Origin of the sequence: Providencia sp. PROV261 (genome assembly GCF_028477945.1) — a bacterium.
Classification (GTDB): domain Bacteria; phylum Pseudomonadota; class Gammaproteobacteria; order Enterobacterales; family Enterobacteriaceae; genus Providencia; species Providencia stuartii.
This window is the reverse complement of record NZ_JAMPMC010000027.1, coordinates 79,669-93,183: the sequence shown is the minus strand read 5'-3', so window position 1 is coordinate 93,183 and position 13,515 is coordinate 79,669. Positions and strand designations below refer to the sequence as shown.

General features: G+C 38.1%; 14 protein-coding genes and 2 pseudogenes. 2 read left to right on the top strand and 14 right to left on the bottom strand.

Annotated features, from left to right (window positions below):
• The 7 genes and pseudogenes from PR675_RS15225 to PR675_RS15195 all read right to left on the bottom strand — a co-directional run.
• Positions 1–741, bottom strand: a pseudogene (locus PR675_RS15225) (IS256 family transposase); the annotation flags it as partial.
• A 132-nt stretch (positions 742–873) separates the two neighbouring features.
• Positions 874–969, bottom strand: a pseudogene (locus PR675_RS15220) (transposase); the annotation flags it as partial.
• Between the two features lie 245 nt (positions 970–1,214).
• Positions 1,215–2,585 (bottom strand): class-II fumarase/aspartase family protein, encoded by a 1,371-nt coding sequence (locus PR675_RS15215; RefSeq protein ID WP_004926185.1) that lies wholly within the window; start codon positions 2,583–2,585, stop codon positions 1,215–1,217.
• Positions 2,586–2,599: 14 nt separating this feature from the next.
• Positions 2,600–4,156, bottom strand: coding sequence for a PTS transporter subunit EIIC (locus PR675_RS15210; protein ID WP_004926187.1), 1,557 nt, complete (start codon positions 4,154–4,156; stop codon positions 2,600–2,602).
• A gap of 471 nt (positions 4,157–4,627) precedes the next feature.
• The gene (locus tag PR675_RS15205) at positions 4,628–5,368 is read right to left on the bottom strand and encodes a MurR/RpiR family transcriptional regulator (RefSeq protein WP_004926190.1); all 741 of its coding nucleotides are present in this window, start codon (positions 5,366–5,368) and stop codon (positions 4,628–4,630) included.
• A gap of 43 nt (positions 5,369–5,411) precedes the next feature.
• The gene (locus PR675_RS15200; RefSeq protein ID WP_014657106.1) at positions 5,412–5,891 is read right to left on the bottom strand and encodes a cold-shock protein; all 480 of its coding nucleotides are present in this window, start codon (positions 5,889–5,891) and stop codon (positions 5,412–5,414) included.
• A 322-nt stretch (positions 5,892–6,213) separates the two neighbouring features.
• Positions 6,214–6,843 (bottom strand): TetR/AcrR family transcriptional regulator C-terminal domain-containing protein, encoded by a 630-nt coding sequence (locus PR675_RS15195; protein ID WP_014657105.1) that lies wholly within the window; start codon positions 6,841–6,843, stop codon positions 6,214–6,216.
• 128 nt (positions 6,844–6,971) lie between these two features.
• Here PR675_RS15195 and PR675_RS15190 point away from each other — a divergent pair, with 128 nt between their 5' ends.
• Positions 6,972–8,054, top strand: coding sequence for an HlyD family secretion protein (locus tag PR675_RS15190; protein WP_060561519.1), 1,083 nt, complete (start codon positions 6,972–6,974; stop codon positions 8,052–8,054).
• Position 8,055: 1 nt separating this feature from the next.
• Positions 8,056–9,573, top strand: a complete 1,518-nt coding sequence (locus tag PR675_RS15185; protein ID WP_004926203.1) for an MFS transporter — start codon at positions 8,056–8,058, stop codon at positions 9,571–9,573.
• A 15-nt stretch (positions 9,574–9,588) separates the two neighbouring features.
• On the opposite strand, the gene PR675_RS15180 is transcribed toward PR675_RS15185, so the two are convergent.
• The 7 genes from PR675_RS15180 to sctI all read right to left on the bottom strand — a co-directional run bounded on the left by PR675_RS15180 (position 9,589) and on the right by sctI (position 13,511).
• Entirely contained in the window at positions 9,589–10,026 is a 438-nt protein-coding gene (locus PR675_RS15180; RefSeq protein ID WP_060561520.1) for a YbaY family lipoprotein, read from the bottom strand.
• A 17-nt stretch (positions 10,027–10,043) separates the two neighbouring features.
• Positions 10,044–10,472, bottom strand: coding sequence for a winged helix-turn-helix domain-containing protein (locus tag PR675_RS15175; protein ID WP_004926207.1), 429 nt, complete (start codon positions 10,470–10,472; stop codon positions 10,044–10,046).
• A gap of 330 nt (positions 10,473–10,802) precedes the next feature.
• Positions 10,803–11,303: a hypothetical protein gene (locus tag PR675_RS15170; protein ID WP_004926210.1), complete on the bottom strand. Its 501-nt coding sequence runs from the start codon at positions 11,301–11,303 to the stop codon at positions 10,803–10,805.
• On the bottom strand, positions 11,281–11,931 hold the full coding sequence (locus tag PR675_RS15165) for a hypothetical protein (RefSeq protein WP_060561521.1): 651 nt from the start codon (positions 11,929–11,931) through the stop codon (positions 11,281–11,283). Before PR675_RS15165 ends, PR675_RS15170 begins: the two co-directional genes overlap by 23 nt.
• Positions 11,909–12,463 (bottom strand): hypothetical protein, encoded by a 555-nt coding sequence (locus PR675_RS15160; RefSeq protein ID WP_004926214.1) that lies wholly within the window; start codon positions 12,461–12,463, stop codon positions 11,909–11,911. Before PR675_RS15160 ends, PR675_RS15165 begins: the two co-directional genes overlap by 23 nt.
• Complete coding sequence (gene sctJ / locus PR675_RS15155; RefSeq protein WP_004926218.1) at positions 12,447–13,208, bottom strand: type III secretion system inner membrane ring lipoprotein SctJ; 762 nt, start codon at positions 13,206–13,208, stop codon at positions 12,447–12,449. Before sctJ ends, PR675_RS15160 begins: the two co-directional genes overlap by 17 nt.
• Before the next feature lie 3 nt (positions 13,209–13,211).
• Complete coding sequence (gene sctI / locus PR675_RS15150) at positions 13,212–13,511, bottom strand: type III secretion system inner rod subunit SctI (protein ID WP_014657099.1); 300 nt, start codon at positions 13,509–13,511, stop codon at positions 13,212–13,214.
• Positions 13,512–13,515: the final 4 nt, after the last annotated feature.

Here is a 13,515-nt window from a genome sequence, read left to right as displayed (position 1 = left end):
TTAAAGCTGTTGCGCACCATGTGAATGATGCAGAGCTGAATTTGTGTTTGAGGATAAACGCTATTTATCCCCTCTGGGAAGCCTTTTTAAACCGTCTACACAGGCAATCAGGATATCTTGAACACCGCGATTTTTAAGTTCAGTAAGCACCGATAACCCAAATTTAGCCCCCTCATTTTCCGCCATCCACATGCCCAAAAGTTTTTTATGCCCTTCAGTATTAATGGCTAATGCAAGAAAAACAGACTTATTGATAACGCGGCCATCGTGACGCACTCTGATAACAATGCAGTCAAGATAAACAATGGAATACAGCGATTCTAGTGGTCGGTTTTGCCATTCTTGGACTTGCTCTTTAACGGCATCGGTGACTTTTGAAATTAGGGTCGGAGAAACATCCGCATCGTACATTTCCTTGAACGTAGCCACGATTTCACGGGGAGTCATCCCTTTCGCGTAGAGGGATAAAATTTGGCTATCCATCTGAGTAATGCGAGTTTGGTTTTTCGTAATCAACTGAGGCTCAAAGCTGCTTTCACGGTCGCGTGGCGTGTTCAATTCAAACTCACCATCATCGGTGAGTAATGTTTTAGATGAATAGCCATTGCGTGTGTTAGAGCCTGTTTTGGCGCTATTTTTTGCATGTCCCAAACGCTCAATCAACTCAGCGTTTAACGCCGTTTCAACGGTTAATTTGGTTAACATACGAGTGAACTGATTGAGGTCAGCTTCGGTTTTAATGCCTTTTGCAAATTCTGCAGCAAGGGCTTTTCATTTTTTCTCATCCATAATATGCCTGCTTTGTTGTTGGATTTAACCTATCAAAAGCAGGCAAATACACAATTTAAATTACAGTCTCGCGTGAAATATGAAACCCATTTGGCTACAGATATCTTCGACTTTCATACCTGAATCAGCGAGTTTTAAAATATTAACGATTTGAGTTTCAGTAAAACGAGCTTTTTTCATCATGACCTCTGCAATTTTAGGGCAGAAACTCTAATTATCGCTGTCTTATTTTAAGGGAAGTGGACATATATGGATGGGTGCAGGGAAATGTGTGGTGGTATGCTACATGGACAAGCGTTTGAATAATATAGCCAGTGTGAATTTTAAGTGATGATTGGCCATCTTTATCTATAAATATAAAGACGGCCATATCTATTAGAAATTTAAATAATATTTAATATATTATTTATTATTAACATTATGGTTTATTTATAATGTTGTTGAATCTTTTGCGCAGTAGCAAATCCACGTTTTGCTTCTTTCTCGGCAATTTCAACAGACAAACCAATATAAGCTCGAGGGTCTAACATTTCTTTGATTTCATCATTGCTAAATGCCGCGGAAATGATCTCATTCTTAGTTAAGTTAGTATAAAAATCCTCACCATCAGCAGCGGTTTTAATCGCTTCCTCATAGAGTAGTGAGTGAGCTTTATCTTTACCCAATTTTTCAGCCATCTTCATCATAACGTATTCAGTATTATCTAATCCTTTATTTCTGAGGACGTTATGTAGCATTCTTTCTTCATGAGGCACAATCGTTCTAGACAGCTCTTCAGTTCTCAACAAGATCTCCGTAGTAAGCTCTAATGCTTCTTCAATCAAGCCATCAAACAACATGTATGAACTGCTATCCCCTTCATATGGTCTCACAGCAGAGTACATACCCACACTTGGCAAGGAATATAATTTCTGTGAGTTAGCAATGATCCCTTTGGCTAATTTAGGGTTAATTTTATGTGGCATGGTACTGCTACCCACGGTGCCTTTAGTAAACCCTTCCGAAACCTCAGCGATTTCTTCCAATGTTGTGCTATAGACTTCTTCACCAATTTTATGACAGATGTTAGCCATCAACGCTAAGTTAGCCATATATTCTAATTTATGGGTACTCAGGTTTCTTGATGGTACTTCCATCGCTTCCATGCCCACTAATTCGGCAACTCTTTTTTGTACCTCTAAACCTACACCTGGCATGGAGTTAAATGCCCCAACAGCGCCGCCCATCATGATAGTAAATACACGCTTTTCACACTCTTGCATACGCTGATAACAGTCAATGAAGTCACTGATCCAGACAGAAACCTTATACCCATAGGTAATCGGGATCGCATGGCGACCATGGGTCCTTCCCGGCATGACCATCGATTTGGTTTTCAATGCTAAATTAGATAAGTTTTCAATGATCTCGCCGAGCAGCAGCATAAACTTATGATGTACCGTCTTCATCATATACAGCTGTGAACTTTGTTGTATATTCTGTGTGGTAATTCCATAATGAATATATTTACCGCTCTCTTCGGAACAAGCATTCACCAGTACTTTTAAAAAAGGTACAAAGCCATGACCGATTTTTTGATAAATACGGTTCATTTCTTCGAAATCAATATTCTCGATAACCGCTTTTTCTTTAATTTCATCCGCTGCCGATTGAGGAATAAAACCAAGTTCGGCTTGAGCCTGAGCTAGCATTGATTCAAACATTAACCAAGTTGAATATTTGGCTTCATTCGATAACAGGTCTTTTATTCCACGGTCATCAATAGTTTTACTTTTAGAATCGTATAACGCTCTCATTTTGTATCCCTTCTTTATTTCTTCATTGCTTCATCAACAGCATTACGAACAAACTCAACTTTTGGACCATAGACAACATGGACATGGTTTGCCGATGGGAAGAAGAATGCAGTACAACCAGACTCCAACATTAAATCTTTATCAATTTGATTCACTTCTGCGACGTCAATACGCATACGGGTAATACAGTTATCAACATTACGAATGTTTTGTTTTCCACCTAATGCATTGATCAGTATTTCTGCAACCTCGCCATAACGCTTTTCTTTAATTAAGGTATTTTTCAAATTACTTGATTCTTCTCTGCCCGGTGTTTTGATATCAAATTTGATGATTGCCCAGTAGAAGATAAAGTAAGTGACAACAGCTAAACAGCTTCCGATAATCACTAAGAAGATCCAGTTCGTATGTTCATACAGCAAGCCAAAGATAGTGAAGTCAAATATTGTTCCCCGGATATAGCCGATTGCAACACCCGCTAAAGAGAGTAGAACTGCACCAATCCCAACAATGATTGCATAAACTAAATATAAAAGAGGTGCGATAAAGACGAAGGTAAATTCTAACGGTTCAGTCACGTTACCTAATATGGCGGTTAATACCATGGTAACTAACATTGATTTAACTTCAGCACGATTCTCTTTTTTGGATGTTTTATAGATGGCTAAGGCAATAGCAGGGAATAAGAACAAGGTCACTAACATCTGCTGTTGAGCCATAAAACGTGTCAGGCTTGGCATCATTGCCCAGTATTCACTGTTTGGTCCTTGTTTGAATAACACTTCCGTCATTGCAGGAACAACACCGACAAAAGTTTGCCCATCAATAACGTAAGAGCCGCCTGCTTCTGTAAATCTAAATAAAACGTTCCAAACATGGTGTAAGCCAAATGGAATAAAGAGTCGTTCACCACCTGCCGTAAAGAATGGGCCGACTGGGCTGAGGATTACGGCTGATAATTTCATCAAGCCAAGAACCAAAATTTCCCAAATAAAAGGTAAGACTGCACCCACTGCGATCATTAAACCAATCATAATAATCGATACTGATTTTTTACCTGAGAAGAAGGCAAATGCAGTCGGTAACTCAAGGTTATAGAATTTATCGGTGGCCCAAGCAGCAATTAACCCAGTGATTATCCCGCCCGCGGCGCTAATATTCATGGTTTGTATGCCTAACACCTTAATTTGCCCAACCTGAGTCATAACGGCAGGATCCGCAAGCTTACCTGTCAGTACTAGCCAGACATTAATGGTTATGATTAATGTTAGGTAGCCAACGACAGAGGCAAAAACAGCAATGCCTTTATCTTTTAAGCTCATGCCATAAGCCACCCCCATTGCGAAAAGGAGCGGGATATTGTCAAAAATAACACCTGCAATTGAACGGATACTGACTAATAACGCATTAACGGTTTCATTCCCCAGAAAAGGAAACCGAGCTATCATATAGGATTGAACTAAAGCACCGCTGATACCCAAAATCATACCAATGGGTGCCAAAACACCGATTGGAAGAAGTAAGGTTCTCCCAAAACGTTGAATTGATTCACCGAACTTTTTTTTGGCCATATTTTTTTCCTTATGACTTCGAATATAAAATATATTCTAAATAATTCGAGGTGCAGCTAAGCGACAAGCCAAAAAATCGTTATGCGCTTAGAAAACGCTGCAACTAGAAGTATGACGAGTATAAAAGGGATACTAGCACTGGAGATCGAGTAAAATAAATGATGTTTCGGTTTTAAATATTATCTTAGGTCATTAATTATGACCTAGGTCATTTTATTTTTTCCAATATGAGAGGAAATTATTCTAAATAATGTAGGAATAATATTGTTGCTCACATTAAATAATGGTTAAAATTATTTAAGTTAAGTGGATATAATAAACAATACATAGGCATTTCTTTAGATGAAAAAATTTTAATTTAACTTTATTTATACTTTAGTGATTCGAGATATAGATAAGTAACAAATCAACGTAGTCACCATACTTTAACGAGAAGCATTGCAGTTTGAAATATGACGAGTACAGATTATTTTAAAGCAAATACTCCAATTCATTGATCAATAAATCAACTAAAATAAAAAAGCCAGTTCTGGACTTGGTATCATCGATCTTAGTGTCATAACTATCTGAAAAACAAAATAGAGTATTGTCTGCATAGCTGGTAAGCTCATTGGTATGAAATGCTGTCATACTAATGATATTTGCCTCTTTTAACTGGACAATTTTCGCTGTTTCAATGATTTTTTTTGTTCCCCCAGACAGAGAAATAAAAATCACGGTATCGTCCTTGGTCACTAAGCGTGTGAATGAATCCGATAGGTTGTAATCATTAATAAAAAAGCAATGTAGCCCCAGTGCAAACAGCATATGTTCAAGATAAAAACCTACTGCTTTACTCGTTCCCCTAGCAACAATAAAAATATTCCTAGAATGACGTAATGTTTTGGCACAATTAGCAATTTGCTCCTCATTTATCAATGTAAAGCTTTTATTAATGTTTCTTTCTAGTTGTTTTTTGTAGGATGACGGGTTTATTTTTTCTGTTTTATTTTTGCTGAGAATATAATTATTAATTTGAAATTTAAGCTCTTTAAAACCACTAAACCCTAATTTTTGCGATAAGTTAATGATCACCGTTTTTGAGACAAAGGTTTTAGCCACTAATTCATTAATATTTAAATAAGGGATATCAGTAATATTATCGGTAAGATATTTTAATACTTTTTTTTCGCTAATTGTTAAGTTATCGTAATTTTTTAAAAATTCCAACATACCTTACCGCCTTATTCAGTATAAAAACAGCATCAAAAACCGGTCATTTGATCAATTTTACCGTTTCATCAATATCTATTTCATCTTCTGAGAAGATCAGCGTTGTGCCATGTAACGTGGTGATCGCCAATTTTTTTAATGAGCGCATATCACCCGCTTTAATGTCTGATTTTGGCCTAATATTATTCATTAAAGCGCCTACAGATAATACAGCATTTTCTTTATTAATTCCTGTATCAGCAGGTACTTCTTCACTGTAAACCACATAAGACTTGATGGATGTCAGCTTAATACGTTCACCAGCAATATAAATATACTTGCTTTCAGGTATCACTTTAACCGCGTAAGCCGATAACCCTTTATTATTTGTTGTTGGCTCAAAGGTGACTGCTGCATTTTTCTTAATCAGATCAGGGTTGGCGACCTTAATCACATGAAAATAGCGGTTATCGCCGTTTTCATCTTTGATAAACCCAAAACCTTTATCTTCAAACCACGTTGTGATTGTTCCATTCATCGCCATTACCGCCCATTCAATTATTTCATTACAGACTGCAGTATAAAGCACAATGATAGTGCAAACTATGCCTTTAATTTAGCTTGTTACCTAAATTAGTTATTATATGCGAAATAATTTGAGGTGCAGCTAAGCAACTCATTGGCGCCTAACATACCAGTAAGTAACATAACGTATTTTAAATAATCAAAATAGATAAATTATCAACTTGCTATACTGGTTTGGCAGGTTTTTTGTGATTTGATTTTAAGTTATATCGATATTTTTTAGCGGCTGGTATTTTGTAATACCGCCGCCTGCTTTTGGCATTTTATGAATTTTTTGGGAATTATTTCGATGTTCCTAAGCCACCAATGATGAGGTTTAGCCCGTCTATAAAGCGTTGGTCATAGTTATCAGAAAACAATGTTGCTTTAGCTTCCCATGTATATGGGTACTTATCATTCGATAATTTATTGAATTCATTTAATTTTTCTTGTAGATCACTGCCGTTAGAAAAGAGAGCCGCTTGCTGCTCAATACAGCACCCTAAAATAAAATAGAACACGGTCATGGTGCAGCTTGCTGCTTTGTCGGCGGACATTCCTGACTGTACGAATGTTTTGATTAATGCGTTATTAATTCGTAATACATTATCTGAAATTGCATAGGTCCCAGCGAAAACACGGGCGCCATCTCTGTGTTGTAAGAGCGCTTTTCGCAACTGAGTTGTGATCTTCAGTAAATTAGATTTCCAATCATCACTATCGCACTCATTGAGTGCAACCTCCGCAACAATGTGATCTGCCATGCCTTCGACCAACGATAACTTATTGCTGAAATGCCAATAAAGTGAAGCGGCTTTGATATTCAGTGCGTCCGCAAGCTTGCGCATCGTTAATCCATCAATACCTTCTGTTTCTAAAAGTTGAAGCGCGGTCTCAAGTATTTGTAACCGTGTGATTTTTGGAGTTTTCATAAATAATTCTCATTTAGCTCTTTATTCCCTAACAATGTTAGTTTAACATATTTATCCAACCTAACAATGTTAGATTGCGGGTGTTATTTATTGCGTTGCCAATCGGTGTAAGTATAGAGGTCCATAGAATGACGACAAATGAGACTAAACAATTTTCAAGAAAAATCATTGGATTAACACCTTGGGTTAGTCTGTTGTGTGTCGGCGTATTAGTTGCTATGACGACCCTCAATTGGGATCGGTGGCAAAGTAATCGACGCTATCAAGAATCGAATAATGCCTACATTAAATCGGACTCTGCAATACTGAAATCAAGAATGACGGGGTATATCTCACGTATTTTGGTGGAGGATTATCAATATGTCCGTGAGGGAGACGTGATTGCAGAAATTAACAACCAAGAGGAGTTGTTAAATCAACAGATTGCTAAAGCTAACTATAAAAAAGCACAGCAGCAACTCAATAATCTTGCGGATGAAATTAAAGAGTATGACCTGACCATTGAAAAATTATGGAACCGTTATAAAGCAGCAGGTATTGAGGTTTCTCAAATGCAGCGTAGTCCTTTACTGCGTAAAGAATTAATTAAAAGTGGGGCGATCACTTCTCAAAATTACCTTGATGCGAACTCAGATTTACAGCGGTTAATAAAACTGGAACAAGCCGCAAAAGCCGAATGGGAGCAAGCAAAACAATCGAAATTACTCTTAGCTCAACAAGAGAATATTCGTCTTGCAGAGCGTGATATTGCCTTGGCCAATTATCAACAAGCAAATACGCAAATTTCGTATGCGACGATTACTGCACCTTTTGATGGGCAATTAAATAAAATTAAGCTGAATGTAGGAAGTTTGGTAACGCCAGGCACCGAAATTGTCACCGTCACACCGCGTTCACAGCCTTATGTCATTGCTCATTTAAAAGAAACCCAATTAAAAAATGTCCAGTCGGGGCAGTCTGTAGCCATTTCAGTGGATGCTTTTCCTGATATGAAATTTAGGGGCGTAGTGCGTGATATTGGAGCACAAAGTAGCGGAGAGTCCGCTTTAATTCCCGCAGATAATAGCAGCGGAAATTTTACGAAGGTTGTCCAAAGGATCCCTGTTTATATCAGTTTATTATCAGAGCAATCGGCGATAGATAAGTTGCGTCCGGGTATGTCGGTCATTGTGAATATTGATACTCAGAGTACGCAGTCACAAGGAGACTGAGATGAGATTAGCAATATTGCAAAATAGCAAAGAAACGAATCCACTTTTTGTTGTGATATCCGTCTTTATCGGCGCGATATTGTCGACGTTATTTGTACGCATGTTCTCTTTATCACTGGCGGATATTCGAGGCATTTTTGGGTTAGATGTACAAGAAGGCACATGGATTAATGTCTCTTTAAACGCTGCGCAATTAATCAGCATGACATTGACGCCTTGGTTTATGGTCGTGCTGGGTGCCGAAAAAATATTAATGAGTACCAGTGCCGTATTGTTGGTGAGCTTTCTCTCTTTTCCATTAATAGGGGAAGGTGGGGATCTATTTACTGCATTAGTCTTGATCCATTTTGTTATTGGTTTTTGTTTAGGTGTGTATTTACCGATGACAATTTCATTGGCTTTACGAAACCTACAACAGAATGTCTGGTTAATCGTTATGGCCGCGTATAGTTTGCGCGTCTCTTTGGGGATGGATGCGGGGGTCGGAATTTCAGGATCTTTTATTGAAATTTTTGGCTGGCAATGGATGTATTGGGTCTGTGCTTGTTTTGCCTGTTTAATATTTATCTTTGCATGGAAGGGAATGCCATTAGTCGGAATTAACCATGATTTTTTGGCCCAAACAGATTGGGGAGGCATGGCGCTGAAAAGTGTCAGTTTGGTTCTACTGTATATTGGTGTTGTGCAAGGTGAAATGTTGGGTTGGTATGATTCAGGCTTGATCACCGCTTGCTTAATCGCGAGTGTGGCTCTTTTTGCTATTTTTATTATTCGTGCATTCTCTTTTAAGCAGACTTTTGCTCACCCCAGTTGGTTAATGAATAGAAATTTATTTCTTTGTTTTGTCGTTTCCTGTTTATACGGCTTTTTGATGCTAGCAAATTCGCTGTTTATTCCCTCATTTTTAATCACAATTGGGGGATTAAAACCTCATCAGATAGGCGAAGTGACGAATATTGCTTTTATTTCATACCTATTGTTTAGCCCGATCGCAATTTGGTTAGCTAGACGAGTGGACTCGCGGTTATTAATGATCATCGGTGTGTCTATTATTGGTGGCGCGAGTCTATTGGGAATGCAGGTTGATTATCAGTGGCGAGTTGATGAATTTATTCCATTAATGATCATGCAGTCTTTTGGGGAGTGCTTGGTGCTCATTGGCTTAATTGCTTCTTTTGTGGTCAATATTAAGCCGCAAGATGCATTAAATTTAGGCGCCTACATTTCTATTGCGCGCGTATTGATGCCTGCAATAGCAGGCGCATTAATGAACACTTATTTACGAATCTCTTTTGATGAACACTTTGAGACAAAAAGAGCTTTTATTCAGACTGGGGAGCAGAAATTACCCACAATGGATAGCGTGAATATGAGTTTGTCTCTTATCAGTAGAGAAGCTCATGTTGGCTCATTCATTGATGGCTTCGCCATTACATTAATGGTTGTTATCATAGTATTAACCTTATTAATGTTTATAAAACCCGCACCAGAGAATAACATCGTCCCTGGGGGGAAATAAAAAATGACAGATGATTTATTGGTTCGCGACAACGGTCAGTGAAATTTTATCAGTATTATTTTTAGGGAATGGGCTAATTTGCTCGGTCATCATAATTAGCTCATTATTCTTTTCTACCCTTGCACTAATACCTAAGTTGTTTTTTCTAATAATTATGTCTGGAGGGAGTGCAACACTAAATGCAATAGTGCGTCCAGCCTCTTTAGTTTTAAACTGAAAGTTATCATTTTTAGTATTTTCATTATCATTTTGTTGTAATGGTGAAAATGACAGAGTAATAATCGATTCATTTGGTATATCAATATTTTTGGAATAAATATTACCTTGTAAATTCATTGCGTTTTCTTTATTACTAAGGTTATGCGGTTTTTTCACACAACCAGATAGAAAAAAAGCGAGAATAAATAAAAATATTGATGTTTTTAATCTTTGTTTATAATTCATAATCTTCATATTGATACTCTTTATCTTTATAAGATAGTGCGATTAAATACTTTTTGAAAGAAACATTGAATATATGAATAAACCCCTTTCTTTTGGTGGTTGAATAGCGCATGGCTAGCCTCCGATTTAGTGCCCGTATAGAGGATGCCGACTCTAGGCAGCGTCATAATTAGGTTTTCATCAAGCTCCATTTTTTTGAAAGAGAGGCGTAATTGTCTGACTAATTTGTAATAACTACTTTCAGTCACAATTGTTCCACGTTTTTCCCAGATCTCATACATAATTTCTCGTTTACTGCTGGTTTTATTCAGTAATAATTTCAATAAGCATGATTCATTCTCTGAAAGATTAATCGTTTTCTTCCCCCGAGACAGGGTTCGCTTAAGTGGGTCATAAACAACATGTTCAGATAAAATAATAAGAGGTTCTTGTTCAATTTGTTCAGTATTATTCATATTATTTTCCGTAAATATAATTTCATCGACAAGTTATTCTTCCATATCCTAACGTTCAATACGTCGTGCCACAATATAAAAAAACGACACACTATAAGATATTTATAAAAAAAAGACGATTTTTAATAAAAACTCTCTGTTTTTTTAGGATGACTTAATTTATAACTTTACGACGCGCTATATATATCAATTTTTTATATTGATTTTTTATATTTTTCTATGGAATGTTTTGGGTTAAGACTTAACATAAAAATAATATATTAAGTCTATGAGAAGGTGGGGATATTAAAAGGAGTGACGCTTTAAGTGTGCTATAATGTACTTAATTGATTAATAAAATTTGAACTCATCATCTTGGTCACCCTCTAGACTAATACTACTGATACTATCATTCATCTGGTTGATAAATGGCTGAGTCATCAGGTTAGTTGCATTAACTCGATATAAGGTTTTTTCAAATGTTGCTTTGAGTTGTTCTTGATCAGCAAATGCGTCGGGAGTTTTTAGTCGTTGCATTGCTCCAGTAATAAACCGCTCTTTTGCTTCATTCGTTGAGTTGGCGAGTTTTTTATACAAGACCAAAAAATTGGCTCTGCGCGCTTCGTTATTTGTGTCATCAATTTTTAATTGACTTAATAATTGATTGATCTCGGTATGTTCAGCATCAGTTAATACAATATAGCGCTCTTGAGATGCTGTCGGTTTGACGGTGGTAGATTTTGTGTGCCACGCATCACTCACTTTGGTTGTAATATTGGGGCGATTCGAACCTGTTGATATTTTTTCATTCATTCCTACGTTGAGTCTATTAAGCGTTAGTGGGGATATCATTACAATCTCCTTGTTCGATCAAAGCCATGATATGCTGATAGGCTGATTTTCTCTCTGCTAAAATTTGGCAGCGGGCTGAGACGGATAATATTTGAGGCAAAGTCTGCTCGGCGGCAATCGTCGGGGAAAAATGAATGACTTCATTACCTATTTCTAAAGCAATATTCCCCTCTACACTGGGTAAGATTTTTAGACCCGCCTCGATATGGTTAAGCATGTTTTGTAACCTATCAGGTAAATACAGTGTGATGGGGCGTCGCTCTTGTTGCTGAATGAGGTATTTAGCAATGATTTCTTGTAAGTGTGGATCATGAAAAAGCGCAGAAAGTTGCTGCAATAACGTTTCTTGGCTTTGATTCACGGCTTGTTGATAGCACTTTTCGCTGATCTCAATGCTTTCAATTAATTTAGACAGGAGCTGTTTTAAGCCATCAGAGTAGCCTTGCTGATAGGCAATTTTGTGAATATGTTCCACCTGTTGCTGAGCTTGTTGATAACGCTCTGTGGCTTGCTGTTGAGCTTGTTGTTCAATCTGTTTCACATAGCGAAACGCACGAGTAGCATGATGTTTAATCAATACTTTTTCACATGCGGTTTGTTGGATATCAGGCTGTATTTTTTCTGACATAACGGCAAGTTTCTTCAATGATATTCCAAGGTAGCATCGCGTTAAACGATGAAGGGATTAGCGCTAACGTTTGATTGCTGAACATATATTTTAACCTCTCGGTATAGGCACGCCCGAAGGGAGTGATATAGGCGAAAAGTTGTTCAGCCCCAAGCGCAAGTAAATGTTGGGGAGTCGGGCTTTCTCTATCAGTGCACTGCCAGAGTGGGTCACTGTATTTGTGGCGTAAGTCGGAAAAAGCCGCCAACTCTCCCCACCAAGGCAGCGCGCCTGAATGTAAAATAGCCCCTAATCCGAGAGCGACTTTTGGGAGTTGATTCCACTCCATCGACAAAATACGAGGTAGCCGTGCCGTTGTGCTATCAGGCCAAGGCAAAAGATACTGTTGGATCAACTGCTGGTTATGCAGTTTTTTTAACGTTGCAGGTAATCGATGATAATCAACATCACTGTATTCTAAATGGAAATAACTCCCCGGCGCTAAGAAGATATCTGCTTGCAGAAGTGGATGAATATTATGCAATAGTGTCATCGATTTTTGCCTCTATAGCGGCCTTGTCTTGATCATCTCTATTTTTCAATGATTGCTGGCGGTGCCAAAGGAATATGGCTAGGCCAAGAACAGCGGCTCCCCCGAGCGTCAGTATGGCAACCCAAATAGGATTAAATATTGATTCAGGTTCAGTGCGAATTTGATGCTGTAAAGGTGGGCGGCTGACAATCACCACAGAAACATTGTCATAATTGGTTTCTGCAAAGCTACTGGTTAGGAATAGTTTGATTTTATTCATCATCAATTTCGGGTCTTCATTACCAGAGTAGGTCACTAAACTAGACACTTTTTGCGTCTGCTTAGTCGGGGTATTACCATTCAGAGGGTAACTGACATGCACCCTCGCATTAACAACATCAGGGATCGTTAATAGAGATTGCTCTAAGCGTTGTTCAATCAAGGAGAGCAGTCGAGTGCGTTCCGCCTGTGGTGAAGCAACCAGCGAGTCTCCCGGGAAAGCCTGAATGATCTCCACAGGGTCTTTAGACGGTAAGTTATATTGACGTAATAAATCTACGGCGATCACAAAGTCACGCGGCGATACCTTTATAGAATCCCCTTGTTTATTATCTTGTTTACGTGAAGCTTCAACGCCATGCTCTTGTAAGATGGCTAGGACTTCATTGCTCTGGCGTTGGCTAAGATGACTGAGTAAGAGTTGGTTATCACACCCAGCCAATAACCCGACGAAGGTAATTAGGATTAATTTCTTCAATGTATTCATGACTTATTGGGCTTTTAGTAGAGTATCAATAGCACCTGTGGCTTTATGGGTGAGGGTCGACACAAAATTGAGGCCTAAACTGTATTGGGCGATTGAATTTTGCATATTCATCACATCAATGGGATTGCTAACATCTATGGTATCGGCTTGGTGAAAAAGGGCCTCTTTTTTATTTTGTACTTCAACAGAATATTGTGCATAAAGAGATCTAACCGTACTTTCAAGAGATTGAGTCGATACGCTGTCAGTAGTATTATCTAACATCATTGACATGAAAACGGATCGATTAATAGGCTGTATCATCATA